The following is a 23,663-nucleotide window of genomic DNA, read 5'->3' on the forward strand; positions in this document are numbered from 1 at the left end:
CCGTCCGGCCGACGGTCGCCACACCCGCGGGCCCACGCACCTGCGTGACCGCACACCCGCGGAGATGCCCGCACGCCGTAACCTGCACGGATGCGACTGGAGGCCACGGACCTGGAGGTCGGCTACGCGTTCCCGGTCTGTCCGCCCGTGTCGTACTCGGTGGGACCCGGCGAGGCGCTCGCGGTGGTCGGCGTCAACGGCACGGGGAAGTCGACCGTCCTGCGTACGGTGCTCGGCATGCTGCCTGCCCTCGGCGGCGAGGCCCGGATCGACGACGGGCTGCCGGACCCCCGCTCGGCCCGCCAGCGGGCGGCCGTCTCCCACGACCTGGGGGACGAGGTGTTCTTCCCCGGCCTGTCCGCCGCCGAGCACCTCGAGCTCACCGCGCTCGGGCACGGGGTCTCGGACCCCGGGACGCTGACGGCCGAGCTGCTGGCGGAGTTCGGGCTCGCCGAGCGCTCCCGGGCCGTGCCGGCCGCGCTGTCCTCCGGGCAGCGCCGCCGCCTGCTGCTCGCGGCGGCGTTCGCCCGGCCGCGCGAGCTCCTCGTCCTCGACGAGCCCGAGTCCCGGCTCGACACCGCGGCCCGGCACCGGGTGGCGGACCGGCTCGCCGACGAGCGCGAGGCCGGGCGGACGGTGCTCTTCGCCTCCCACGACCCGGCCACCGTGCAGCTCGCCGCCACCTCGGTGCTCGTGCTGTCCGACGACGGCGTGCGGCTCACCGACGCGGAGGACGGCGCCGACGTCGTGGCCGGCCTGTGACGACGCCCGCTCCCGGGGCCGGCCACCCGGCGCCCTGCCTCCCCGCGTCGGGCCCCGCGCCTGCGGGCCGTGCCGTGCGGCGCTGGACGGACCGGCGGCGCTCCCTGGGGGCGTCGACGACGCTCGCCGACACCCTGGCGGACGTCTACATGGGCGTCCTGGCAGCGGTGATTGCCCTGGCCTCCGCGCTCTACGCGGCCCGGGACGCCGGGGCGCTCTCGGCGGGCGCGGGAGGCGGCGCCGGGCGGATCGACGCCGGTTGGGTGTGGCTGCTCGCGCTGGCGGCCGCCCTGCTCTCGGTGGTCCGCTTCTCGCGCCGCCTGGGCCCGGTGGGGCTCGACCGCGAGCGGGTGCGGTGGTGGCTGCCGCTCCCGGTGGACCGGCTCTCGCTCATCGGTCCGGCGGCGTGGCGCTGGCCCGCCCTGGGGGCGGTCGTCGGCGGTGGGCTGGGTGCCGTCGCGGCGGCTGCCCTCGGCGGGCAGGACGTCGCCGCCGGGCCGGTCGCCGCCGCCGCCGCGCTCGCCGCCGCGCTCACCGGAGCGGGCTGCCTCGCCCTCGTCCCGGCCCAGGCCCGGGGGCCCGCCGCGCACGCCGACACCGCAGGCGAGGCCGACGGCGGTCCGAGTGGCGGTCACGCGTCCGCACCGGAGTCTCGCTTCCGACGCCGGGCCACGGGCCGGGCGGTCGAGGTCGCCACGGGCGGGGCTCTTCTCGTCGTCGTCGCGGGTGCGCTCGTGGTGCTCGTGGCGGCGCCTGACGTCCCGGCCCTGCCGCCGGTGCCCGTGCTGCTCGCCGTCGCCGGCCTCGGTCTCGCGGCGGCGGTGGTGGCCGGCGTGCTCGCACGGCGCAGCATCGCCCGGATCCCCGACGCCGAGCTCGCCCGCGGCGGAGGGGTCGCAGGATCCGCGGGGTTCGCGCTCACCACCCTCGACACCCGCACGCTCGGCGCCCTGGCCGTCGGAGAGGGCGCCACGGTCGTGCGTCGCCGGGCCGGGTGGGGCCTGCTCGCCCGCCTGCCTCGCGCGGTCCGAGCGCCGGCGGCGCTCGTCGCGGCCGACGCTGTCGCCACCCTGCGGCGCCCCTCCCTTGCGCTCCGGCCCCTGCTCGCCGTGCTCGCGCTCGCGCTCGTCGCCGACGTCCGCGCGGCGCCGGGCTGGGTCCTGCCGGTCGCCGTCGGGGCGCTCGGCTACGTCTCGGCGTGCGCGAGCGCGACCGGCGCCCGCATCGCCCGCACGCACGAGGGCCTCGACGCGCACCTGCCGATGAGCGCCCGCGCGCACCGGGTGACCCGCCTCGTGTGGTCGTGGGTGGCGCTCGCGCCGTTCGTCGTCGGGGCCGCCGTGGTGCTCGGTACGCACGCGCCAGGCGGCCGCGGGCCGGTCCTCGACGTCCTGATGTGGGTACCGGTCCTCGCCGCCGCGGCGCTCGGTTGGGCGGGCGCCGCACTGCGCTGGGCCTACCGCAAGGACGACACCGGCACCGGCCCGGTGGCCCCCTCTCCCATGGGGCCCGTCCCGGTCGGGTCGATCATGCTGCTCCTCACCGGACCGGACGTCGCCGTCGTCGCCTCCGTCGCGGTGGGGCTCGCGATCTGGGCGGGCACGCCGCTCGGCCTCCTCACCGCGGTCGCGCTCGCCGTCTCGCTCCTCGTGGCGGCGGTGGTGACCTCCCCGCCACCCCCGTACGAGCACTAGCTGCCCGTCCCAACGGTGACGAGTGAGCGCGGTTCTGCCCCGTGCGGTGCGGTGCGGTGACCCCGCGAAGCGCCGTCGCCGAGTCAGCAAGGTATGCGGCGAGTCAGCGCCCCGGGGCCGCTGACCGGGCACCTACCCCGCTGCCTCACCGACCGGACCGCGCTGCGGGCCGCACCGTTCCCGGCGAGCGCGCGCAGGCGCGACGCCGCTGTGCTCAACGCTATGGCAATGGCGTTGAGCACGGAGCCCACGACTGCTCACGTCTTGTCGAGGTACTCGTCCTCGCCGTCGGCCAGCTCGATCGCGATCGCGTCCCTGAGACCGGGATGGCGATCGAGGTCCGGGTCGTCCGCCACGAGCTCGCGCGCCGCGGACCGCGCGGCGGCGATGACGTCGGCGTCGCGTGCGAGGCGAAGGAGCCGCAGCCCGCTCGTGCGCCCGGACTGAGCGGTGCCGAGGACGTCACCCTCGCGGCGCATCGACAGGTCGGCCTCGGCGAGCGCGAAGCCGTCCGACGTCGACGCGAACACCTCGAGGCGCTCCCACGCGGGCGTCCCGGGCTCCGCGGCGCTGACGACGAGGCAGAGGCTGGGCCGCGAGCCGCGGCCCACCCGTCCGCGCAGCTGGTGCAGCTGGGACAGGCCGAACCGGTCGGCGTCGAGGACCACGATGATGCTCGCCTCGCTCACGTCCACACCGACCTCGACGACGGTCGTCGCCACGAGCACCGGCGTCGCCCCGGAGGCGAAGTCCGCCATCGCGGCCTCCTTGTCCTCGGCGGCCATCCGCCCGTGCAGGACACCGACCCGCACGCCGTCCAGCGCCTGCTCCGCGGCCAGTCGCGCCGAGGTCTCCTCGACCGACGCGGACGGGAGCGGGCGGGGTGCGTCGTCGGGCGCTGCGCCGGATGCTCCCACGGCGGGCGTGTCGTCGTCGCCGGCATCGATCCGGGGCACGACGACGTAGGCCCGCCCCCCGGCGTCGACCTCCTCGCGCACGCGCTCCCACACGCGTGCCATCCACCTCTCGTTGGTCGCCGGGACGAGCGTGGTGGCGATCGGCGAGCGCCCCGCGGGCAGCTCCCCCAGGACCGAGGTCTCCAGGTCACCGAAGACGGTCATCGCCACGGTCCGTGGGATCGGCGTCGCCGTCATGATCAGCTGGTGGGGCACGGCCTCGCCGCGCGTGCGCAGGGCGTCGCGCTGCTCGACCCCGAACTTGTGCTGCTCGTCGACGACGACGAGGCGCAGGAACGGGATCTGCACCGTGTCCGTGAGCAGCGCGTGCGTCCCGACGACGACGCCGGTCTCGCCCGAGGCCAGCCGGGCGAGCTCGTCGCGCCGCACGGCCGCGGGCTGGGAGCCGGTGAGCAGGCCGACCCGGGTGGCCGGCCCGTCGGGGGCGTCCAGCCGGCCGGCCCGCGCGAGCGGCCCCAGGAGCTCGGTGAGCGCGCGGTGGTGCTGCTGGGCGAGGACCTCGGTGGGGGCGAGCAGCGCCGCCTGCCCCCCGGCGTCGACGACCTGGAGCATGGCACGGGCGGCGACCACGGTCTTGCCCGATCCGACCTCGCCGTGCAGGAGTCGCTGCATCGGCGAGGTGCCGGCCAGGTCCTCGGCGACCGCGGCGCCGACCTCGTCCTGACCGCTGGTGAGCGTGAACGGCAGGGAGCGGTCGAAGGCGGCGAGCAGGCCGTCGTCGACCGGCGCGTTGGGCTCGGCCCCGTCCCCGGCGGCCACGGCCCGGCGCCGGGCGAGCGCCGTCTGGACGAGGAACGCCTCCTCGTGGCGGAGCGTGCGCGCGCCGGCGGCGACCTCCCGCTCGTCGGTCGGGTGGTGGATCGCGCGTAGCGCCGCGAGCGAGCCGAGCAACCCGTGCTCGGCTCGGTAGGCCTCGGGCAGCGGCTCCGGCAGGTCGCCCGGGCGCAGGGGGTCGAGGACCGAGCGCACGGTGCCGGCGACGACCCATGAGGGCAGACCGCGCGTGGCCGGGTAGATCGGCGTGGGGCGCAGGGCCTCCTCGGCGGCGAGCGCCTCGGCGGCCGCGCCCTCGGCGTCGGGCTCGAAGGTCTGGTAGTCGGGGTGGGTGAGCTGGAGCTCGTCGCGGAACACCGACACCTCGCCGGTGAACTGGCCGCGCACTCCCGCGCGGAGCCGTCGCGTGTGCATCCAGAAGGAACGGGGGCTCGAGCCGAAGAACACGAGCGTGAGGAACGCCGAGCCGTCCGTGATCGTCACGACCAGGCGGGAGCCCCCGCGCCCGCCCGCGCGCGAGACCCGGGTCTCCGCGCCGACCACCTCGGCGACGACCGTCACCTGCTCACCGGGGTGCAGGTCGGCCAGCGAGGAGAGCCGGCCGGGCGCGACCCATCGGAAGGGGTAGTGGCGCAGGAGGTCGCGCTGCGTGCGCACGCCGAGCCGGGCGAACTTGTCCGCGGCGGCCTTGCGCACGAGTCGGCCGACGGGGGCCTCGAGGCCGGCCGGGTCCGGGCCGCCCCGCTCGTCCGCAGCACTGGTCACGGGGCCAGGCTACGTCCGGCCACCGACGCCGCGACCTGCGTGTCCCCACCTCCGCCCGGACCTGCTCCTCCACAGCGCCTGCCTGCCCCGGGACCTGCGTGTCCGGGTCCGGCGACGTGGCGAGGTCTGTGTCTCAACGCACGCGACCGGGCGCCGCCGCCCCTTGGGGCCGCGGTAGCCACTCGGGTACGCTGTCCCGGTTGCCCGTCCGGCCCTCGGCCGTCGTATGGGCGTGCCGACCATCGGCCCGCGGCTCCCGTCGCGGCCGTCCCGTACGAGCTCAGGAGATCCACCGTGGCTGCGACCTGCGACATCTGTGGCAAGCACCCCAGCTTCGGCAAGACCGTGTCGCACTCGCACGTGCGCACGTCGCGCCGCTGGAACCCGAACATCCAGCGCATCCGCGCCAACATCGACGGTGCGCCCAAGCGCATGAACGTGTGCACGTCGTGCCTCAAGGCCGACAAGGTCACGCGCTACGTCAAGAGCTGACCCCCGCGCCGGCGCGCAGCCGGCCCCGCCGCGAAGGACCTCGCCCGTCGGGCGGGGTCCTTCGTCGTTCCCCCGGCGCGCGGGACCCGCGGCTACACGAAGTGGTCCCAGCCGCCGATCCCGCCCACGGGCCCGGAGTCGAGGAGCACGGACGCGCCGAGGCCGTCCACGGTCGGCGTCGGCGCCTCGATCCCGCTCACGTCGTCGAGCGCGCGCACCCGCCCGATGGCCCGAAAGCCCTCGGGCAGGGGCGCGCCGGCCGGGAAGGTGGCGAGCAGCCCGTGGTCCTCGCCGCCGCGCAGCACCCACTCCATGGGGTCGGTACCCAGCTCGGCCGCCACGGGGCCGAGCGCGTCGAGGTCCGCCTCGCCGGCCGCACGGGAGTTGACGTCGACGACGACGCCGGAGGCCCGGGCGATCCGGCCGGCGTCCCGCAGCAGGCCGTCGGAGACGTCGATCATGGCCGTGGCGCCGGCCTCCCGGGCCACGGGACCGAGGGCGATCGGCGGATCGGGGCTGAGGAAGGCCGCCACGAGCGCGTCGGTACCGTCGCCACCGGTCCGACCGGCGGACAGCAGCGCGTAGCCGGCGGCGGCCCGGCCGAGGACGCCGGCGTGCGCGAGGACGTCGCCGGGTCGGGCGCCGCTGCGCAGCACGGGCTCGCCGCCGCGCAGGTCGCCGTGCACCGCCACCGAGATCACGAGCCGCTCGGAGGCGGTGAGGTCCCCACCGACGACGCCGACGCCGATCGGTCCGCAGGCCAGGGCCAGCCCGCGCGCGAGGTCGCGCACCCGGGCCAGCGGCGTGTCCCCCGGCAGCCCCAGCGAAACCACGAGGGCGAGCGGGTCGGCGCCCATGGCCGCGACGTCGGCGAGGTTCTGCGCGGCGGCCCGCCGCCCGACGTCGATGCCCGTGCCCCAGTCGGTGCGGAAGTGGTGGCCCTCGAGGAGCATGTCGGCGCTGACCACGAGCCGGGGGTCGCTGGAGGCGACGACGGCGCAGTCGTCGCCCGGGCCGACGAGCGTGCCGTCCCCGACCGGGAGCTCGGGGAGCAGGACGGCGAGCACCCCGTCCTCCCCGACGTCGCGCACGGTGGTGGCGTGCCCGCCCGGGTCGTCGGCGCTGGTGGCGTCGGTGTCGACGTGTGGCCCGGGGCTCGCGGGATCGGTGGTCACCCGGCCACGCTACCCAGGGCGGGACGTACCCTTCGGGCATGCCTCGCCGTCGCCCGCTCGTCCTGACGGCCACCGCGACCGCACTTCTCCTCGGCGCGTGCGGCACGCCCGTCTCCCTGGAGCCGGCGCCGTCGGCCGCCGCACCGGACTGCGGCGACGTCCTCCAGGCCACCCCCGACGTGCTGGCCGACGGCGAGCGCCGGTCCACCGACTCCCAGGCCTCCACGGCGTGGGGGGAACCCGCGATCACGCTGCGCTGCGGGGTAGAACCACCGCCGCCGACCACGGCCGAGTGCCTGTCGATCGAACTGCCGGACGACCGGGTGCACGACTGGATCCACACCGACGCCGGGGCGGTCCTCGAGGACGGTGCGCCGGAGGGCGTGGAGTCGACCTGGGTGTCCTACGGTCGCCGGCCCGCGATCGAGGTGGTGGTTCCGGCGGAGCTGTCCGACCAGGCCTCCGCGGTCCTCGTCGACCTCGACGGCGCGGTCGAGGCCACGGAGCACGTGGCGAGCTGCGTGGGCGCGGCCGAGGTCGAGTCCGCCGAGGCGGGCTCCGCGGGTGCCCGGTCCGGCGAGACGGGCACCGGCGACACGGCCACCGACGACGCGGGCATCGACGAGACGGTCACCGACGACGGCCGGTGACCCGCCCGCGCGCGCCGCGCGCACGCGTCAGCGCAGACCGACGGGCCGCTCGAGCGCGAGAGCGATGAGCTCGTCGAGGAGCTCCGCGTAGGGCAGGCCCGTGGCCTCCCACACGACCGGGAACATGGAGAACGGCGTGAAGCCCGGCATCGTGTTGATCTCGTTGACGACGATCGTCTCGCCGTCGACGAAGAAGTCCACGCGGGCGAGCCCCTCGCAGCCGAGCGCCTCGAAGGCCCGGACCGCGAGCTCACGGACGCGGTCGGCCACGGTGCCCGGCAGGTCGGCGGGGACCGACATCTCCAGGCCGTCGGTGTCGACGTACTTCGCGTCGTAGTCGTAGAAGCCCGCGGGCGCCTCGGACAGGACGATCTCGCCGAGCAGGGAGGGCCGGGGCGCGTCGGTGCCGTGCCCGCCGAGGACGCCGCACTCGATCTCGCGCCCCGGGACGCCGGCCTCGACGACGACCTTCGGGTCGTGCCGCCGGGCCTCGGCCATCGCGGCGTCGAGGTCCGCGAGGTTCTCGACCTTGCTGATGCCGATCGAGGAGCCGGCGCGGGCCGGCTTGACGAAGAGCGGGAGCCCGAGGTCCGCGATCTCCGCGCGGACCGCCTCCTGCTCGGTCTCCCACCGACGCGCAGGCACCGACACGTACGGGCCGACCGGGAGTCCGCTCGCAGCCAGCATGGCCTTCATCGCGTCCTTGTCCATCCCTGCCGCCGAGGCGAGGACCCCGGAGCCGACGTAGGGCAGGTCCGCCATCTCGAGCAGCCCCTGGAGGGTCCCGTCCTCGCCGAACGGACCGTGCAGGAGAGGCAGGACGACGTCGACGCCACCGAGCGCGCGCAGGCCGTCCACCGCCACGGGGGCGTCGTCACCACCCGGCACGCCACCCTGCGCGGCGGCGACCGCGTCCGGCTGGTCGGCGACGACGAGCTCACGACCGCCGTCGAGCCGGAGCAGGACGTCCGCGCCCTCGGTCACGGCCCCGTGCGCGGCGAGCTCGAGCGCCGCCGGGTCCGCCGGTCCCAGCACCCAGCGGCCCTCGCGGGTGATACCGACGGGCACGATCTCGTAACGATCCGGGTCGAGCGCACGCATCACACCGGCGGCCGTCGCGCAGCTGATCTCGTGCTCGCCGCTGCGCCCGCCGAACACCAGCGCGACGCGGATCCTGCGGTCTGTGGCCCGGCTCTCGATAGTCATCGCCCGAAGCCTAACGGCCGCCCGATCGCGTCTGTCCTGTGACCACGCCGTGACGGACGAGCGCCTGACGTGGGGCAGGATCGATGCCGACCCGGCGGGCCCCCGACCGCCCCCCTCCCGAGAACGAAGGAGAACACGTGCGCGCACGTCGCGCGGCAGCCGCTGCCGCCACCGCCGCCCTCCTCGCCACACTCGTCGCCTGCTCGTCCGAGGACGACCAGGGCACGGACGACAGCGCGAACGTCGACACCCCCTCCCAGCAGGCGCCCACGGCCGGCACCGACACCACCGAGGATGCCCCCGGTGGGGCGGACGAGGAGTCCTCGACCAACGACGACGAGGCGGCCACCGGTGGCGACGAACCACCCGAGACGAGCACCGGGAACGGTGAGGCGGGGTCCGAGGACGGTGCCCAGGCGCCGGACGAGGGCGCGAGCGACGAGCAGGAGCCCGGCGGCACCGACGCGCAGTGGATCTCCCCCGGCAGCTCCGACGAGGGCGCCGGCGACCTGGCCGGCGGCCCGCTGCTGGCGGTGGACGTCCGATCCGCCATCCACCCGTACTACGACCGTGTGGTCGTGGACCTCGAGGGCGAGGGCGGCAACCCCGGCTGGTACGCGGACTACACGGGCGACCCGGTCCAGGACGGCTCCGGCGCGCCGATCGACATCGAGGGCAACGCGTTCCTCCACGTGTCGGTCACCGGCTTCCGGTACCCGGAGGAGGGTGAGGAGTTCGTCGACGGCGTGGTCCCGGTCACCGGCACCGGTGTGACCGAGGCGTACGTGTCCTCCCCCTTCGAGGGGCAGATCCAGGTGGTGCTCGGCGTGGACTCGGCCCGCCCGTACCGCGTGTTCGTCCTGCCGGACCCGCTGCGACTGGTCATCGACATCGAGATCGCCGGCTGACCACCCCGAACCCCACCGGCCGGACCCGAGGACGGGTCCGGCCGGTCGGCATGTCGGGGCGTCGACCCCGCTCCGCCGGGACGTCGAGGGCGGGAACGAGCGGTCGCCTCAGCGTCCGCGCCGCCGCCGGGGGTGGGGGTCGCCGTCGACGCGGGTGTCCCACAGGCGGAGTGGCGGCGTCTCGCCGCGCACGACCCCGAGCATCGCGGCGAGCCGGTCCATGATCCGTGCCGTCGCCCCGGCGAGCTCGTCCGCGGTCAGGTCCGCACCCGGCGTCGCCCCCGGTGTGGGCCCCGCACCCGGTGCCGCCTCCGGAGCCGCAGGAGCGTCGGGCAGGAGGTCCTCGCGGGTCATCGGCCGCCCGACGACGACCTCGGCCGTCACCCGGGGCCAGGGCCGGAAGCGCGAGGTGAACGGGGGCAGCACACGCTGGCCGCCCCAGGTGACGACCGGCACGAGGGGGACGCCGGCCTCCAGCGCCAGTCGGGCAGCCCCGGTGCGTCCGGTCATCGGCCACAGGTCGGGGTCCCGCGTGAAGGACCCCTCGGGGAACACCAGGACGCACCGGCCGGACCTCAGCGCGGCCCGTGCGTCGTCGAGGGCCCGCGCGGCGTCGGCCGAGTCACGGCGCACCTCCACCTGGCCCGCGGCCCGCAGGATCGCCGCGAGCACCGGTCGGGCGAACAGCTCGGACTTGGCGAGGATCGCGGGCGGCGCACCGTGCGTGAGGAGGAGGTCGCCCACCAGCACCGGGTCGAGGTTGGAGACGTGGTTGGCGGCGACGACGAAACCGCCGGATCGCGGGAGGTTCCGGGTGCCGGACCAGCGGCGGCCGACCAGCGTGCGCAGCGGCGGCAGGAGGAGCGCCGCGATCGCGCCGAGCGCGGGCGGGACGGGTCGGGGCACCGGCCGATGCTACGCGGCGCGGATCAGATCCAGCCGTGCTCGCGGGCGCGGTGCGCCGCCTCGTGCCGGTTGGCCGCACCGAGCTTGCTGGTCGCCGAGGACAGGTAGTTGCGCACCGTGCCGGCCGAGAGGTGCGCCCGTTCGGCGATCTCCTCGACGGGCGCCCCCTGTTCGGCGAGCTCGAGGACGTCGGCCTCCCGGGGCGTGAGCGGTGAGTCGCCCGCGCCGATGGCCTCGGCGGCCAGCTGGGGGTCGACGTAGCGGCCCCCGCCGTGGACCTGCCGCACGACCTGGCTGAGCACGGTCGAGGACACGGTCTTCGGCAGGAACCCGGCGACGCCGGCGGACAGCGCGCGCTTGAGGTAGCCGGGCCGTCCGTGGCTGGTGACGATGATCGACCGGCAGCCGGGCACGGCCGCCTGGATCTGTTCGGATGCCTCGATGCCGTCGAGGCCGGGCATCTGCAGGTCGAGGACGGCGACGTCGGGCTCGTGCTTGCGGGCGGCGTCGAGTGCCTCCGTGCCCGAGGCGGCGACGGCGACCACCTCGAGGTCGTCCTCGAGGCGCAGCAGCGAGGCCAGGGCGTCCCGGATGAGGGTCTCGTCGTCGGCGAGCAGGAGCCGGATCATCGCGCCACCTCCGCGGCGTTCGGGGACGACGGGGTACCGGGGGACGACGCCGTCCCCACGGACGACGACGCTGCACGCGCGGCCGCCTCGGCGGGGCCGCCCGTCGTCTCCGCAGGCACGGTTGCCTCGGTGGGCGACGGCGCGCTCCCGGCGGTCGAGGAACCACCTCCGGTGGCATCGGCCGGCACGCGCGCGACGAGGACGAACCGGCGCCCCGAGCGCTCGGTGCGCAGGGTGCCGCCGATCCGCCCGAGGCGCTCGGCCAGGCCCGCGAGGCCGTTGCCGCGAACGACGGCGGCATCGTCGTCGTCGGAGGCCTCGCCGTTCTCGTGCCCGGCGTCCTGCGCGCCCGGCGCCGGGGTGGCGCCGTCGTTGACGAGCGTGAGGACCGCGTCGTCCTCCTCACGGACAAGGGTGAGCCCGACCGCGCGGGCCGAGGAGTGCCGGACGACGTTGGTCACGCCCTCGCGGACCACCCAGGCGAGCACGTCCTGCGCGAGGGGACCCACGCCGTCGGCGTCGCCGGTCATCGTCGTCACCGCGCCGGTGGAGCGCAGCAGCGAGCGGGCCCCCTCGAGCTCGTCGGTCAGGCTCACCGTGCGGTAGCCGGCGGCGACGGACCGGACCTCGGCGAGCGCCTCGTGGGCGAGGTCCCGCACGCTCGTCATCTCCTCGGGCGCCTCGCTCCTCCCCCGCCGGGCGAGCTCGGCGGCGAGCTCGGACTTCACGGCGATGGCGGACAGGGACCGGCCCACCGTGTCGTGCAGGTCGCGGGAGAACCGCAGGCGCTCCTCGGCGACCGCGAGGCGCCCCTCGACGTGTCGGGCCTGCTCGAGCCTGCGGACGACCTCGACCATCCAGGCCGACAGCCAGACCGAGGCGCCGAACCCGAGGATCACGAGGCCGTTGGCGACCGCCATGACGAGCAGGTCCCGCACGCCCATCTCTCTCATGAGCAGGTTGGTGAGGGCGCTGACGATCGCGGCCGGGACCACGGCGATCACGAGCTTCCGGAAGGTCCAGCGCGCGCCGTACGCGGCCACCCCCGCGGTGATCGCCACCAGGGCGAGGAACTCCGCGCTGCTGACCCACGAGTCCGAGCTCGGCACGACGAGCGCGGAGACGGCGACCAGGAGGACGGTCGAGGCGAGCAGGAGGACGAGCGTGGACGGCCTCTGCGTGCCGCGTCCGAGACGGACGGACCAGGACTCCCGCGCTGTGCGGATGGCCGACCAGGTCTGCAGGGCGGCCGCCCCCACGACGACGACAACGGTCCAGGTCCGGGTGAGCGGGAGGCGTGCGTCGGAGTCTGCGGCGGCGAGGTCCGCGGTGGACGCGCCCGCGACCCCCAGGGCGAAGAACGGGACGATCCACAGCAGGACCGCGATCGACCACCACGTGTACGCCTCGAACCGGGCGGCGTCGGTCGAGCTCCGCCAGCGATCCAGCACCCTCATCGTCGTCCTTTCTCCCGAGGCGGTCAGTCTTCCAGGCCGGGCCCGCCACCGTCGGCGGCGGGCCCGGCCCGGGGGCCGGCGTGGTGCCGGCTGCTGCGTGACGCCGGCCGCACCGGGTCAGCGGCGCGGTGCCGGCGGCGCCGGGTCAGCGGCGCGGCTCGAACGGCATCCTCCGCGAGACGACCGCCGCGAGCACCACGGCCCACACGGCGAGTACCGCGACGGGCCGCCCGGCCTCGGCGAAGGTCTGCGCGAGGGACAGGTCCTGGCCGGCGAGGGTCGTACCGCCGAACCCGATCGACACGAGCTCGGTGACCGGCAGCACCGGGAGGAGCTCGACGACGGTCTGGGCCCGGTCGGGCAGCACGGACATCGGGACGAGGGCACCGGAGATCACGAGACCGACCAGCATCATCGGCATCGTCGTCAGCTGAGCCGACTCGGCGGTGCGGGTGACGATCGTCGTGACGTAGGACAGCAGGGCGAAGACGACAGCGCCGAGCAGGATCCCGACCACGGCGATCAGCGGGTTCGTCATCGCCGGCATCTCCATCCGCCAGATCACCACGCCGAGGACGACGACGACCTGTGCGAGGAAGACCGCGACGTTCGGGACGGCGAGCGCGGTCAGGACCTCCCAGGGGCGTGCCGTGCCGGAGACCTGCCGCTTGAGGGCGAGGGACTCGCGCCGGGCGACCGCCGCCGTCGTGAGGTTGTAGTAGATCGCCATGACGATGCCGAACACGACGAGCATCCCCAGCACGCGCACGGACATCGCGGGGCCCGCGGTCCCGGCGATGTCCTCCCAGATCGGGAGCGTCGTCATCAGCAGGACCATCGCCGGCGCCATGAGGACGGCGTAGAACGCGGCCACGGAGTTGCGGCCGAGGACCTTGAGCTCGGCAGCCGCGAGGGAGGCGATCCGGCCGAGCGGCCCGCTGCGCCGCGGGGTGGCGGGCGGCAGCTCGCGCCGCTGGGTCGAGCCGGCCGCCGGGGGCCGGCCTGCCACGTCGGGGGCGGTCGTGGTGGTCTGCTGCGTGGTCATGGGGTGCTCCTCAGGGATGTGGTGACGGTCGGTGGTGGGCCGCCCGCTCACGCGGCGGCCGCCTGGTCGAGCTCGGAGCCGGCGATCGCGAGGAAGACCTGCTCGAGCGACGCGTGCCGGGCGTCGAGGTTGTCGATCCGGACCCCGGCCTGCGCCGCCGCGGTCAGCAGCGCGGTGAGCGTGGCCTGGAGGTCGTGCGTCTCGAGGACGGTGCGTCCGGCCGCGGTGCTCGGCCGGGCCAGCAGGTGCGGCAGGCCCGCCACCGGCAGGTCCTCGGTCCCCGCCGTGGTGAAGGAGATCCGCTCCGGCTCGTCGGCGACGATCTGGGCGAGCGTGCCCTCGCGCACGATCTCGCCGCCGTGCATGATGGCGATCCGGTCGGCGAGCGACTCGGCCTCCTCGAGGTAGTGGGTGGTGAGGACCACGGTCGTCCCGCTCGCCAGCCGGGCGCGCACGATGTCCCACAGGACCGCGCGAGACTGCGGGTCGAGGCCGGCGGTGGGCTCGTCGAGGAACAGCAGCTCCGGGTCACCCATGAGGGCGAGCGCGAGGTCGAGCCGGCGGCGCTCGCCGCCGGACAGGGACGGGACGCGCACGTCGGCGCGGTGGTCGAGCTCGACCATCGACAGTGCAGCCTCCGGCCCGATGGAGCTCGGCAGCGTGCCGTGCCAGGAGCGCGCGGTGTCGGCCACCGTGAGCTCGGAGACGAACCCGCCCTCCTGGAGGAGGACACCCGTGCGGGGCCGGATGCGCGCGCGGTCCGCGACGGGGTCGCCGTCGAGCACGCGGACGGTGCCGGCGCTGGCCCGGCCGAGGCCCTCGAGGACCTCGAGCGTGGAGGTCTTGCCGGCGCCGTTGGTGCCGAGCAGGGCGAAGAGCTCGCCGCGATGGACGGTGAGGTCGATGCCGCGCACCGCCTCGAAGCGCTCGGAACGGCTGCCGTAGGAACGGCGCAGGCCGGCCGCCTCGATGACGGCGTCGGTCGCGGGTGCGGCGGAGTGACGGTCGGGTGCGGTGGAGGAGGTCGTCGGTGTCATGGCATCAACGATGCCGCCCGATCAGCGCCCCCTCACGTGCGTACGCGCACCGGTTCACCTGCTGCCGTCACGGCCGGGGCATGAGGTTTGTCATCGCCGTCGGACGTGCGGTTCGCGGCCGGGCGTGCGGTTCGCCGTCGGACGCGACCGACGCCGGTGCGCGAAGGTGCGCACCGGCGTCGGGCGGGATCTGGCCACCACCGAGGTCGTGCCTGGAGCGTCGAGGTCGTGCGTCGGAAGCACGACCTCGCCACGTGAGGCACGACCTCGCCGGAGGTGGGTACCGGGCGCGCGGGCTCCCCGGCCGCGTCGTCAGTCGGTCATGCGGGCGGCGGCACCGAGCGCGGTGAGCTTGTCGAGGAAGTGCTCGTAGCCGCGGTTGATGAGGTCGATGCCGCGGACCCGGGAGGATCCCTCGGCCGCGAGCGCCGCGATGAGGTGGGAGAAGCCGCCGCGCAGGTCCGGCACGATGATCTCCGCCGCCTTCAGGGGCGTGCGGCCCGAGACCACGGCGGAGTGGTAGAAGTTGCGCTGGCCGAACCGGCACTGCGAGCCGCCGAGGCAGTCGCGGTAGACCTGGATCTCGGCGCCCATCCCGCGCAGCGCCTCGGTGAAGCCGAAGCGGTTCTCGTAGACGGTCTCGTGGACGATCGACAGGCCCTCGGCCTGGGTGAGTGCGACGACGAGGGGCTGCTGCCAGTCCGTCATGAAGCCGGGGTGCACGGCCGTCTCGAGGACGATGGGGTTGAGGGCTCCGCCGGGGTGCCAGAAGCGGATGCCGTCCTGGCGCACGTCGAACGCCCCGCCGACCTTCCGGAAGGTGTTGAGGAACGTCATCATCTCGGGCTGGGTCGCGCCCTTGACGACGATGTCGCCACCGGTCGCGAGCGCGGCGGATGCCCAGGAGGCGGCCTCGATGCGGTCGGAGATGCCGTGGTGCCTAAAGCCCTCGAGCCGGTCGACGCCCTCGATGCGGATCGTGCGGTCGGTGTCGACCGAGATGATCGCGCCCATCTTCTGCAGGACGGCGATGAGGTCCATGATCTCGGGCTCGGTCGCGGCGCCGCGCAGCTCGGTGCGCCCCTCGGCGCGCACCGCCGTGAGCAGCGTCTGCTCCGTGGCCCCGACCGACGGGTAGGGCAGGTCGATGACCGAGCCGCGGAGCCCGCGCGGCGCGGTGAGCGCGATGCCGGAGGGCTGCTTGTCCACCACGGCCCCGAACTCCCGCAGGATGTCGAGGTGGTAGTTGATCGGGCGGTCGCCGATGCGGCAGCCGCCCAGGTCGGGGATGAACGCCTCCCCGAGGCGGTGCAGGAGCGGGCCGCAGAAGAGGATCGGGATGCGTGAGGAGCCGGCGTGCGCGTCGATGTCGGCGACGTGGGCGGACTCCACGTTGCTCGGGTCCATGTGCAGGACGCCGGCCTCGTGGTCGTGCTGGATGCCCACGCCGTGGATGCTCAGCAGGCCGGAGACGACCTCGACGTCCCGGATGTCGGGGACGTTGTGCAGCTCCGACGGCGACTCGCCCAGCAGGGCCGCCACCATCGCCTTGGAGACGAAGTTCTTCGCGCCCCGGACGGTGATCTCCCCGGTCAGCGGGCGTCCGCCCTCGATCGTCAGGACGTCGTTCTTCGTGAGCACGTCGCTCATCGAGCCTCCGCTCGTTTGCCGCCCGGCGGACCCCGGACTCAGGTCACCCCGTCGGTTCCCCGGGGCCGTGGCCGCGCACCAGGCGGTGCGTGACGGCGTTCAGGATACGTCCGGGCGCCGCCGGGCGCGGTGAGCGTGCTCACCGGTGCGTCAGCGGGAGAGACCTCTCACGCCGGGTTCATCGACGACCGGGGATCGCGCTCGGTCGGCGTGCCGTGCCGTGCGCGGCCCCGCGCGGTGCCGCGCCGCACGCGACCTGCCGTTCTGCACGGCCCCCGCACTCAGCCGAGCGCGGCCTCCTCGCCCACCGGGCGGGCCAGCGTGACCTCGCCCGGGCCGAGGGTGCGCGCCGGGAGCGTCTTCGGGCGCCAGTCGGCGCGGGTCTGCTCGTAGGCGGTGATGCTGTCCTCCTTCTGGAGGGTGAGGCCGATGTCGTCCAGCCCCTCCATCAGGCGCCAGCGCGTGTAGTCGTCGATCTGGAACGGCACCGTGACGTCGCCGGCGGTGACGATCCGCGCCTCGAGGTCCACGGTCACGGCGGTGCCGGGGTCGCCCTCGAGGACCTTGAACAGCAGCTCGGCGTCCTCCTCGGACAGCTGACCGGCGACGAGCCCCTGCTTGCCGGAGTTGCCGCGGAAGATGTCGGCGAACTTCGTCGACAGGACGACCCGGAACCCGTAGTCCTTCAGTGCCCACACGGCGTGCTCGCGCGAGGAGCCGGTGCCGAAGTCCGGGCCGGCCAGGAGCACCGAGGCGCCCGCGTAGGCCGGCTGGTTGAGGACGAAGTCCGGGTCGCCGCGCCAGGCGGCGAACAGGGCGTCCTCGAAGCCCGTGCGGGTCACGCGCTTGAGGTAGACGGCCGGGATGATCTGGTCGGTGTCGACGTTGCTGCGCCGCAGCGGGACGCCGACGCCGGTGTGGGTGGTGAACTTCTCCATGGCGTGCTCCTCCTCAGACCCCGGCCGCGACGGGCTCGGGGGCGCCGACCGGCTCCAGGTCGGCCGGCGTGGACAGGGTGCCGCGGATCGCCGTGGCGGCGGCCACGAGCGGCGAGACCAGGTGCGTGCGGCCGCCCTTGCCCTGGCGTCCCTCGAAGTTGCGGTTCGACGTCGACGCCGCCCGCTCCCCCGGCGCCAGCTGGTCGGGGTTCATGCCCAGGCACATCGAGCAGCCCGCGTTGCGCCACTCGGCGCCGAACTCGGCGAAGACCTCGTCCAGGCCCTCCGCCTCGGCCTGCAGCCGCACCCGGGCCGAGCCCGGGACCACGAGCACGCGGACGTCCTCGGCCTTCTTCCGGCCCTTGATCACCTCGACGACGGACCGCAGGTCCTCGATCCGCCCGTTGGTGCACGAGCCGATGAACACCGTGTCGACGGCGATGTCCCGCAGCGGCGTGCCGGGGGTCAGCGCCATGTACTCCAGGGCGCGCTCGGCGGCCTTGCGCGAGTTCTCGTCGGCGATGTCCGTGGGGTCCGGGACCAGGCCGGAGATCGGCAGGCCCTGGCCCGGGTTGGTGCCCCACGTGACGAACGGCTCGAGGTCGGCCGCGTTCAGCGTGACCTCGGCGTCGAACACGGCGTCGTCGTCGGTGCGCAGGGTGCGCCAGTGCTCGACGGCCGCGTCCCAGTCCGCGCCCTGGGGGGCGTGCGGGCGGCCCTTGACGTACTCGAAGGTCGTCTCGTCGGGGGCGATCATGCCCGCGCGGGCGCCGGCCTCGATCGACATGTTGCAGATGGTCATCCGCGCCTCCATGGACAGGGAGCGGATGGCCTCGCCGCGGTACTCCAGGACGTACCCCTGCCCGCCACCGGTGCCGATCTTGGCGATGACGGCCAGGATGATGTCCTTCGACGTCGTGCCGGGGCGCAGCTCGCCCTCGACGTTGATCGCCATCGTCTTGAACGGCGCCAGCGGCAGGGTCTGGGTGGCGAGGACGTGCTCGACCTCGGAGGTGCCGATGCCGAACGCGAGGGCGCCGAAGGCACCGTGCGTCGAGGTGTGCGAGTCGCCGCAGACCACGGTCATGCCGGGCATCGTCAGGCCCAGCTGGGGGCCGACGACGTGCACGATCCCCTGCTCGGCATCCCCCAGCGAGTGGATGCGGACCCCGAACTCCTCGGCGTTCGCCCGCAGCGTGTCGATCTGCTTGCGCGAGGTGCGGTCGGCGATCGGCAGGTCGATGTTCACCGTGGGCGTGTTGTGGTCCTCGGTGGCGATCGTCAGGTCCGGCCTGCGCACCTGGCGACCGGCGAGCCGCAGGCCCTCGAACGCCTGCGGGCTGGTCACCTCGTGCACGAGGTGGAGGTCGATGTAGAGAAGGTCGGGGGCGCCGTCGTCACCACGTGCCACCACGTGCTCCTGCCATACCTTCTCGGCGAGCGTGCCGCTCATCGATAGCTCCTTCGTCCGGTCCGTCCCGCGTCTCACGGGGAAGCGCGTGCATCTCAGGGTCTGAGATAGTAGTCTTGATCCATGGACAACTCTAGCGGAGTCGGCGTCCTTGACAAGGCCGCGGCTGTTCTTGCGGCACTCGAGTCGGGGCCGGCCACCCTCGCCCAGCTCGTCTCGGCCACGCATCTCGCCCGACCGACGGCACATCGCCTCGCCGTCGCGCTCGAGCACCACCGTCTCGTCTCGCGGGACATGCAGGGCCGGTTCGTCCTCGGCCCGCGCCTCGGGGAGCTCGCGTCCGCCGCCGGCGAGGACCGCCTCCTCGCCGCCGCCGGGCCGGTGCTGCTCGCCCTGCGCGACCACACCAGCGAGTCCGCGCAGCTGTTCCGCCGCCAGGGCGAGCAGCGCATCTGCGTGGCCGCCGCCGACCGCCCGGTGGGCCTGCGGGACTCGATCCCGGTCGGCGCGACGCTGTCGATGCTCGCCGGCTCGGCCGCGCAGACGCTGCTGGCCTGGGAGGAGCCGGACCGGCTCCACCGCGGGCTGCACGGCGCCACCTTCACCGCGACCATGCTCTCCCAGGTCCGACGCCGGGGTTGGGCCCAGTCCGTCGGCGAGCGCGAGCCGGGGGTCGCCTCCGTCTCGGCGCCCGTGCGCGGGCCGTCGGGCCGCGTCGTCGCCGCGGTGTCCGTCTCCGGCCCGATCGAGCGGATGGGACGCCAGCCCGGCCGGCACTTCGCGCCCGCGCTCATCGCCGCGGGGAACCGGCTGAGCGAGGTCGTGCGCAGCACGGACGAGGACTCCGAGGACTAGGTCGGGTCGGGCCCGGCGTCGGGCCCAGGGGGCCCGCGACTCCCGGTGCGGACGCCGCCGCAGGCCTGCCGAGCAGGCGCGGCCGCAGGACTGCCCGGGACCGGGCACGACGACGGCCCCGGACCAGATGGTCCGGGGCCGTCGATCTGTACCCCCAGCGGGATTCGAACCCGCGCCGCCGCCGTGAGAGGGCGGTGTCCTAGGCCGCTAAACGATGGGGGCCTGCGTTGTGCTGTTGTCAGGTCGTGCTGTGCGCCGCGGCGCCCGGGAGACTTTACCGGACCGGCACCCCCGTCGTCACTCGCTGAGCGAACCACGGGGCGGTGAGGTCAGTCACCGCGTACCCCCAGCGGGATTCGAACCCGCGCCGCCGCCGTGAGAGGGCGGTGTCCTAGGCCGCTAAACGATGGGGGCCTACCACCGCGTGAGCGGTGTCCCCGACGCCGAGGCGCCGGATGGCTGGGGTACCAGGACTCGAACCTAGAATAACTGGACCAGAACCAGTCGTGTTGCCAATTACACCATACCCCAAGGGGGTAGTCGGTCGTCCTCCGACGCGTGCTGCGGGGGCTTCCCCGAGCGCGCATCCACGACCTCGTACCGGCGTTGAACTTTACCCTCTCGAACCGGGCGGGCCAACCGGATCGGGCCCGCGGTGAGGGACCTCACGGGCCCGCCGTGACGCCGGTCCCCCGCGGAGCGGCAGGGCCACCTGTGGTTCTCCGCCGTCGCCGCCGAGGAGCCACCGGCCCCCGCGCGTGGCCGGGACGATTCGCGCGCCCGAGCCCGCGCCCGCCGCCGGGCGCCCGACCCCGCTACTCCCCCAGCCGCGCCGCGAGCTGGTCGATCCGGGCGAGGGTCTCGTCCCGGCCGAGAATCTCCATCGACTCGAACAGGGGCGGGGAGATCGCCCTGCCGGTCACGGCCACGCGCAGCGGCCCGAACGCGTGCCGGGGCTTGATCCCCAGCCCCTCGACGACCGCGGCCCGCAGAGCGGCCTCGATCTCCGGCGTCGTGAAACCGTCGGTCGGGAGCGCGGCGAGGGCCGCGCGACCGGCGGCGAGCACGTCGGGGGCGGTGTCGGCGAGCTTGCCGACCGCCTTCTCGTCGTAGGTGAGGTCCTCGAGTGCGACGAACAGGAAGCCGGCCAGGTCGGTGACCTCGCCGAGGACCTGCATGCGGGTCTGGAGCAGGGGTGCCGCGGCGTCGAGGACCTCGCGCTCGCGCTCCCCCAGGCCGTCGTAGGACTCGGCCCCGACGAACCCGCCGGCGTGCAGGAACGGCACGAGGCGACGCGCCAGGTCCGAGACGTCGAGCCGTCGCACGTGCTCGGCGTTGATCGCGGTGGCCTTGTCGTTGTCGAAGCGCGCGGGGTTCGCCAGGACGTCGCGGATGTCGAAGGCCTCGACCATCTCCTCGCGCGTGAACAGGTCGTTGTCCGGGGCGATGGACCATCCGAGCAGGGCCAGGTAGTTGAGCAGGCCCTCGGGGATCATCCCGCGCTCGCGGTGGAGGAAGAGGTTCGACTCCGGGTCGCGCTTGGACAGCTTCTTGTTGCCCTCGCCCATGACGTACGGCAGGTGCCCGAACTCCGGCACCCGCTCGGAGATGCCGAGCTCGACGAGCGCGGCGTGCAGGGCGAGCTGGCGGGGCGTCGAGGAGAGCAGGTCCTCGCCGCGCAGCACGTGCGTGATGCCCATGAGCGCGTCGTCGACGGGGTTGACCAGCGTGTACAGGGGCTGCCCGTTGGCGCGGACGACCACGAAGTCCGGGACGGACCCGGCGGTGAAGGTGATCTCGCCGCGCACGAGGTCGGTGAAGGTGCCGTCGGTGTCCGGCATGCGCATGCGCAGGGTGGGCTCGCGCCCCTCCGCCCGCAGCGCGGTCCGCTGCTCGTCGGTGAGGTCGCGGTCGAAGTTGTCGTAGCCGAGCTTGGGGTCGCGGCCCGCGGCGCGGTGCCGTGCCTCGACCTCCTCCGGCGTGGAGAAGGACTCGTAGAGGTACCCGGCCTCGGTGAGGCGCGCGACGACGTCGGCGTAGATCTCCGACCGCTCCGACTGCCGGTAGGGGCCGTGCGGACCGCCCACCTCGACGCCCTCGTCCCAGTCCATGCCGAGCCACCGCATCGTGTCGAGCAGCTGCTCGTAGCTCTCCTGGCTGTCGCGCGCGGCGTCGGTGTCCTCGATGCGGAACACGAACGTTCCGCCCGTGTGCCGGGCCCACGCCCAGTTGAACAGGGCCGTGCGCACGAGCCCGACGTGGGGCGTGCCGGTCGGCGAGGGGCAGAAGCGGACGCGGACGTCGGACCGGGCGGCGCCGGAGGAGGACTCAGTCATGGTGCGTCCCAGGGTAGTCGGGCGCCCGGCCGGCCCCGGCCGGGAGGCGACCGGCCCCGTCCGGGAGGCGACCGGTCCCGGCCGACGCGACGGCGTCGGCCGGCGGGCCCCGCCGGCAGCCCTCCTCCTCAGTCCCGCTCAGTCCTGTTCAGTCCGCTCCGTCCTGTTCAGTCCCGGCGCAGGATCGGGTTGACGAACGACCCGATGCCCTCGACCTCGACCTCGACCCGCTGCCCGGCCTCGACCGTCCCGTTGCCCGCGGGCGTGCCGGTGAGCACGAGGTCGCCGGGCAGCAGGGTGAAGATCTCGGAGACCTGGGCGACGATCTCGCGCACGCCGGTGACCAGCTGGGAGGTCCGACCGTCCTGCGTGCGCACGCCGTCGACGGAGGCGCGGACCGCGAGGTCGTCCGGGTCGAGGTCGACGGCGAGGTACGGGCCGATCGGCGTGGACGTGTCCCAGCCCTTGGCGTGCGCCCACGGGTCCCCGGGGGCGAGCTGGTCCTTGGCGGTGTAGTCGTTCGCCGCCGTGTAGCCGAACACGATCTCGTCCACGCGCTCGACGGGGACGTCCTTGCCCATCCGCCCGATGACCACGGCGAGCTCGGCCTCGTACCAGACCTCCTGGCTCCAGCGCGGGAGCACGACCGGGTCGTCCGGGCCGATGACCGAGGTGTTCGGCTTGAGGAACACCACCGGATCGGGGTCCGGTCCGCCGTCGACCCGGTAGCTGCGGGCGAGCCCGGCGACCTTCGAGCGCGGGATGACCGGCGAGAGGAGTCGGACGTCGTCGAGCGCCACCCGCTCCCCGGTGGTGTCGAACCCGGCGAACAACGGGTCGGACCTGAGGACCACGAGCTCGGCGGAGTCCTCGTCGAGGATCCCGTATCGGGGGTTGCCGTCGGTGACGAAGCGGGCGATGCGCATGAGGCGATCCTATGAGCCCCGCCGCGGCTCGGTCGTCGAGCGTGCGGTTCGCCGTCGTCGAGGACCCGGGTTCCCATGCCTACGCTGGGTGCCGTGCAGCTGACGGCGACGACCTGGCGGGCGCGCGCGGCAGACCACGCCGCCCGCGCGGACGCCTTCACCGCCGGGCACCGCGCGCGGCGCTCCCGCCACGAGAAGCACGCGGTGGAGGACTTCCTCTACGAGTACTACCCGTTCAAGCCGGGAAAGGCGCGCCGGTGGCACCCGGGCGTGGGCGTCGAGCTCCTCCCCGACGACGCCGCGCAGCACGCTCCCGACCTCAGCGAGCGGGCGGCCTGGCGCTGGCACCGGGCGACGCAGCGGGGTGGCGTGGTGCTGGACACCGGGTCCTTCCTCGCCGACCGCGGCGACGGCGTGCGCTGGGTCCACGCCCTGCTCGAGCGCACGGCCGGACGCCCGCCCACGCTCGGCTGCTTCGGCTGGCACGAGTGGGCGATGGTCTACCGGCAGGAGAAGCACCGCCACCCGCTGCCGCTCCGGCTCGGGCAGGCCGGCACGGACGCCGCCGTCGAGTCGGCGACGATCTGCTGCAGCCACTTCGACGCGTACCGGTTCTTCACCCCCGACGCCGAACCGCTCAACACGATCAGCCCGACCCGCGAGCGGCAGCTGGAGCTCGACCAGCCCGGCTGCCTGCACGTGACGATGGACCTGCTCAGATGGGGCCTCACGCTCGGGCCGGCGGTGCCCGGGGAGCTCCTGCTGGACTGCGCGGACCTCGCGCTGGACGTGCGCCGTCTCGACATGGCCGCGGCCCCGTACGACGTCTCCTCCTACGGCCTGGAGGCGGTGCGCATCGAGGAACCGTCCGGGCGGGCCGAGTACGCCCGCCGCCAACGAGACATGGCCGAGCGGGCCGCTCCCCTGCGCGCCCGGCTCCTCGACGTCACGACGACGCTGCTCGGCTCCGTCGGCCCGGACGAGTGAGCGGACTTCTGCTCGCTCCGGTCCGTGTGGCGAGTGAGCGGACTTCTGCCCGTTGCGGTCCGTGTGGCGAGTGAGCGGGGTTC

General features: G+C 74.7%; 20 protein-coding genes and 3 tRNA genes. 7 read left to right on the forward strand and 16 right to left on the reverse strand.

The window, feature by feature from the left end:
• Nucleotides 1–90 precede the first annotated feature (90 nt).
• Complete coding sequence (locus tag ACZLKG_RS11775) at nucleotides 91–762, forward strand: ABC transporter ATP-binding protein (protein WP_463648828.1); 672 nt, start codon at nucleotides 91–93, stop codon at nucleotides 760–762.
• 74 nt (nucleotides 763–836) lie between these two features.
• Nucleotides 837–2,456: a DUF6297 family protein gene (locus ACZLKG_RS11780; protein ID WP_463648829.1), complete on the forward strand. Its 1,620-nt coding sequence runs from the start codon at nucleotides 837–839 to the stop codon at nucleotides 2,454–2,456.
• A gap of 257 nt (nucleotides 2,457–2,713) precedes the next feature.
• On the opposite strand, the gene ACZLKG_RS11785 is transcribed toward ACZLKG_RS11780, so the two are convergent.
• Nucleotides 2,714–4,903, reverse strand: a complete 2,190-nt coding sequence (locus ACZLKG_RS11785; RefSeq protein WP_463648882.1) for an ATP-dependent DNA helicase RecG — start codon at nucleotides 4,901–4,903, stop codon at nucleotides 2,714–2,716.
• A 363-nt stretch (nucleotides 4,904–5,266) separates the two neighbouring features.
• Between ACZLKG_RS11785 and rpmB the strand changes: the two genes are divergently transcribed.
• A complete protein-coding gene (gene rpmB, locus ACZLKG_RS11790; protein WP_425708419.1) occupies nucleotides 5,267–5,464 on the forward strand; it encodes a 50S ribosomal protein L28 in 198 nt (65 codons plus the stop codon).
• A 92-nt stretch (nucleotides 5,465–5,556) separates the two neighbouring features.
• Here the strand turns inward: rpmB and ACZLKG_RS11795 are convergent, their stop codons facing one another.
• Nucleotides 5,557–6,639 carry a thiamine-phosphate kinase gene (locus ACZLKG_RS11795; RefSeq protein ID WP_463648830.1) on the reverse strand — a complete coding sequence of 361 codons (1,083 nt, stop codon included), beginning with the start codon at nucleotides 6,637–6,639 and terminating at the stop codon, nucleotides 5,557–5,559.
• Nucleotides 6,640–6,677: 38 nt separating this feature from the next.
• Between ACZLKG_RS11795 and ACZLKG_RS11800 the strand changes: the two genes are divergently transcribed.
• Nucleotides 6,678–7,289 (forward strand): DUF3515 family protein, encoded by a 612-nt coding sequence (locus tag ACZLKG_RS11800; protein WP_463648831.1) that lies wholly within the window; start codon nucleotides 6,678–6,680, stop codon nucleotides 7,287–7,289.
• A 27-nt stretch (nucleotides 7,290–7,316) separates the two neighbouring features.
• Here ACZLKG_RS11800 and ACZLKG_RS11805 read toward each other — a convergent pair whose 3' ends face one another.
• Complete coding sequence (locus ACZLKG_RS11805) at nucleotides 7,317–8,495, reverse strand: D-alanine--D-alanine ligase family protein (RefSeq protein WP_425708422.1); 1,179 nt, start codon at nucleotides 8,493–8,495, stop codon at nucleotides 7,317–7,319.
• Nucleotides 8,496–8,632: 137 nt separating this feature from the next.
• Between ACZLKG_RS11805 and ACZLKG_RS11810 the strand changes: the two genes are divergently transcribed.
• Entirely contained in the window at nucleotides 8,633–9,403 is a 771-nt protein-coding gene (locus tag ACZLKG_RS11810; protein ID WP_463648832.1) for an AMIN-like domain-containing (lipo)protein, read from the forward strand.
• Nucleotides 9,404–9,511: 108 nt separating this feature from the next.
• Here the strand turns inward: ACZLKG_RS11810 and ACZLKG_RS11815 are convergent, their stop codons facing one another.
• The 8 genes from ACZLKG_RS11815 to leuC all read right to left on the reverse strand — a co-directional run bounded on the left by ACZLKG_RS11815 (nucleotide 9,512) and on the right by leuC (nucleotide 18,518).
• Nucleotides 9,512–10,309, reverse strand: a complete 798-nt coding sequence (locus ACZLKG_RS11815) for a lysophospholipid acyltransferase family protein (RefSeq protein ID WP_425708424.1) — start codon at nucleotides 10,307–10,309, stop codon at nucleotides 9,512–9,514.
• A 23-nt stretch (nucleotides 10,310–10,332) separates the two neighbouring features.
• Complete coding sequence (locus tag ACZLKG_RS11820; protein ID WP_463648833.1) at nucleotides 10,333–10,938, reverse strand: response regulator transcription factor; 606 nt, start codon at nucleotides 10,936–10,938, stop codon at nucleotides 10,333–10,335.
• A complete protein-coding gene (locus ACZLKG_RS11825) occupies nucleotides 10,935–12,395 on the reverse strand; it encodes a sensor histidine kinase (RefSeq protein WP_463648834.1) in 1,461 nt (486 codons plus the stop codon). The genes ACZLKG_RS11820 and ACZLKG_RS11825 overlap by 4 nt, the downstream gene beginning before the upstream one ends.
• Before the next feature lie 145 nt (nucleotides 12,396–12,540).
• Nucleotides 12,541–13,440 carry an ABC transporter permease gene (locus ACZLKG_RS11830; protein ID WP_463648835.1) on the reverse strand — a complete coding sequence of 300 codons (900 nt, stop codon included), beginning with the start codon at nucleotides 13,438–13,440 and terminating at the stop codon, nucleotides 12,541–12,543.
• A 47-nt stretch (nucleotides 13,441–13,487) separates the two neighbouring features.
• Complete coding sequence (locus ACZLKG_RS11835) at nucleotides 13,488–14,477, reverse strand: ABC transporter ATP-binding protein (protein WP_463648836.1); 990 nt, start codon at nucleotides 14,475–14,477, stop codon at nucleotides 13,488–13,490.
• A 312-nt stretch (nucleotides 14,478–14,789) separates the two neighbouring features.
• On the reverse strand, nucleotides 14,790–16,127 hold the full coding sequence (gene murA, locus ACZLKG_RS11840) for a UDP-N-acetylglucosamine 1-carboxyvinyltransferase (protein WP_425708429.1): 1,338 nt from the start codon (nucleotides 16,125–16,127) through the stop codon (nucleotides 14,790–14,792).
• 281 nt (nucleotides 16,128–16,408) lie between these two features.
• Nucleotides 16,409–17,065, reverse strand: a complete 657-nt coding sequence (leuD, locus tag ACZLKG_RS11845) for a 3-isopropylmalate dehydratase small subunit (RefSeq protein ID WP_425708430.1) — start codon at nucleotides 17,063–17,065, stop codon at nucleotides 16,409–16,411.
• Nucleotides 17,066–17,078: 13 nt separating this feature from the next.
• Nucleotides 17,079–18,518, reverse strand: a complete 1,440-nt coding sequence (gene leuC / locus ACZLKG_RS11850; RefSeq protein WP_463648838.1) for a 3-isopropylmalate dehydratase large subunit — start codon at nucleotides 18,516–18,518, stop codon at nucleotides 17,079–17,081.
• An 81-nt stretch (nucleotides 18,519–18,599) separates the two neighbouring features.
• Here leuC and ACZLKG_RS11855 point away from each other — a divergent pair, with 81 nt between their 5' ends.
• The gene (locus ACZLKG_RS11855) at nucleotides 18,600–19,331 is read left to right on the forward strand and encodes an IclR family transcriptional regulator (RefSeq protein WP_425708432.1); all 732 of its coding nucleotides are present in this window, start codon (nucleotides 18,600–18,602) and stop codon (nucleotides 19,329–19,331) included.
• A 149-nt stretch (nucleotides 19,332–19,480) separates the two neighbouring features.
• Here the strand turns inward: ACZLKG_RS11855 and ACZLKG_RS11860 are convergent.
• The 5 genes from ACZLKG_RS11860 to ACZLKG_RS11880 all read right to left on the reverse strand — a co-directional run bounded on the left by ACZLKG_RS11860 (nucleotide 19,481) and on the right by ACZLKG_RS11880 (nucleotide 22,593).
• Nucleotides 19,481–19,553: transfer RNA gene (locus tag ACZLKG_RS11860), tRNA-Glu, on the reverse strand.
• 119 nt (nucleotides 19,554–19,672) lie between these two features.
• Nucleotides 19,673–19,745 (reverse strand) — tRNA-Glu (locus ACZLKG_RS11865).
• A gap of 42 nt (nucleotides 19,746–19,787) precedes the next feature.
• Nucleotides 19,788–19,862, reverse strand: a tRNA-Gln gene (locus ACZLKG_RS11870).
• Nucleotides 19,863–20,146: 284 nt separating this feature from the next.
• Nucleotides 20,147–21,667 (reverse strand): glutamate--tRNA ligase, encoded by a 1,521-nt coding sequence (gltX, locus tag ACZLKG_RS11875; protein ID WP_425708433.1) that lies wholly within the window; start codon nucleotides 21,665–21,667, stop codon nucleotides 20,147–20,149.
• Nucleotides 21,668–21,834: 167 nt separating this feature from the next.
• Nucleotides 21,835–22,593 carry a fumarylacetoacetate hydrolase family protein gene (locus ACZLKG_RS11880; RefSeq protein ID WP_463648839.1) on the reverse strand — a complete coding sequence of 253 codons (759 nt, stop codon included), beginning with the start codon at nucleotides 22,591–22,593 and terminating at the stop codon, nucleotides 21,835–21,837.
• A gap of 75 nt (nucleotides 22,594–22,668) precedes the next feature.
• On the opposite strand from ACZLKG_RS11880, the gene ACZLKG_RS11885 reads away from it, so the two are divergent.
• On the forward strand, nucleotides 22,669–23,580 hold the full coding sequence (locus tag ACZLKG_RS11885; RefSeq protein WP_463648840.1) for a 3-methyladenine DNA glycosylase: 912 nt from the start codon (nucleotides 22,669–22,671) through the stop codon (nucleotides 23,578–23,580).
• The last annotated feature ends 83 nt before the right edge of the window (nucleotides 23,581–23,663 follow it).

The sequence above is a fragment of the Georgenia sp. Z2081 genome (assembly GCF_055326445.1).

Excerpts from the sequence above, each read along its gene's own strand:
- leuC (WP_463648838.1), bottom strand. The coding sequence starts at position 18,518 with ATGAGCGGCACGCTCGCCGAGAAGGTATGGCAGGAGCACGTGGTGGCA.
- ACZLKG_RS11820 (WP_463648833.1), bottom strand. The coding sequence starts at position 10,938 with ATGATCCGGCTCCTGCTCGCCGACGACGAGACCCTCATCCGGGACGCC.
- gltX (WP_425708433.1), bottom strand. The coding sequence starts at position 21,667 with ATGACTGAGTCCTCCTCCGGCGCCGCCCGGTCCGACGTCCGCGTCCGC.
- ACZLKG_RS11880 (WP_463648839.1), bottom strand. The coding sequence starts at position 22,593 with ATGCGCATCGCCCGCTTCGTCACCGACGGCAACCCCCGATACGGGATC.
- ACZLKG_RS11775 (WP_463648828.1), top strand. The coding sequence starts at position 91 with ATGCGACTGGAGGCCACGGACCTGGAGGTCGGCTACGCGTTCCCGGTC.
- ACZLKG_RS11800 (WP_463648831.1), top strand. The coding sequence starts at position 6,678 with ATGCCTCGCCGTCGCCCGCTCGTCCTGACGGCCACCGCGACCGCACTT.
- ACZLKG_RS11830 (WP_463648835.1), bottom strand. The coding sequence starts at position 13,440 with ATGACCACGCAGCAGACCACCACGACCGCCCCCGACGTGGCAGGCCGG.
- murA (WP_425708429.1), bottom strand. The coding sequence starts at position 16,127 with ATGAGCGACGTGCTCACGAAGAACGACGTCCTGACGATCGAGGGCGGA.
- ACZLKG_RS11855 (WP_425708432.1), top strand. The coding sequence starts at position 18,600 with ATGGACAACTCTAGCGGAGTCGGCGTCCTTGACAAGGCCGCGGCTGTT.
- ACZLKG_RS11805 (WP_425708422.1), bottom strand. The coding sequence starts at position 8,495 with ATGACTATCGAGAGCCGGGCCACAGACCGCAGGATCCGCGTCGCGCTG.
- leuD (WP_425708430.1), bottom strand. The coding sequence starts at position 17,065 with ATGGAGAAGTTCACCACCCACACCGGCGTCGGCGTCCCGCTGCGGCGC.
- ACZLKG_RS11835 (WP_463648836.1), bottom strand. The coding sequence starts at position 14,477 with ATGACACCGACGACCTCCTCCACCGCACCCGACCGTCACTCCGCCGCA.
- ACZLKG_RS11885 (WP_463648840.1), top strand. The coding sequence starts at position 22,669 with ATGCCTACGCTGGGTGCCGTGCAGCTGACGGCGACGACCTGGCGGGCG.
- ACZLKG_RS11825 (WP_463648834.1), bottom strand. The coding sequence starts at position 12,395 with ATGAGGGTGCTGGATCGCTGGCGGAGCTCGACCGACGCCGCCCGGTTC.